This is a genomic window from Staphylococcus canis, from assembly GCF_016238445.1.
GTDB classification, from domain to species: Bacteria; Bacillota; Bacilli; order Staphylococcales; family Staphylococcaceae; genus Staphylococcus; species Staphylococcus canis.
The window spans coordinates 1-282 of the sequence record NZ_JABANU010000087.1 but is presented as its reverse complement, the minus strand read 5'-3'; the positions used below and the strand labels follow the sequence as shown (position 1 = coordinate 282).

The 282-nt window shown below is 48.2% G+C and carries 1 protein-coding gene; it reads right to left on the bottom strand.

The window, feature by feature from the left end:
* Nucleotides 1-282: Ig-like domain-containing protein (locus HHH54_RS11025; protein ID WP_232796339.1), on the bottom strand; the 282-nt coding region annotated here is incomplete at both ends.

Below are 282 nucleotides of genomic sequence, written 5' to 3'. Positions count from 1 at the left end.
CTGGTTCACCTGTTCCTGTTACGACTTTGTCTCCTGGTTGTGGATTATTCACTACTGGTGCCTCTGGCGCCACTGTGTCTGTTACTGTTCCTGTTGATGGTGTTGATGTGTTACCATTGCCATCTTTATTTACAGCTGTCACTGTTTCGCCTTCCTCTAATGTCTCAGTCGCTGGTACATCCACTGTCCAGTTTCCGTTTTCGTCCACTTGGCCAGTCACTTCTTCGCCGTTAGGGAACGTTACAACTACTGTTGTTCCTGGTTCGCCTGTTCCTGTTACGA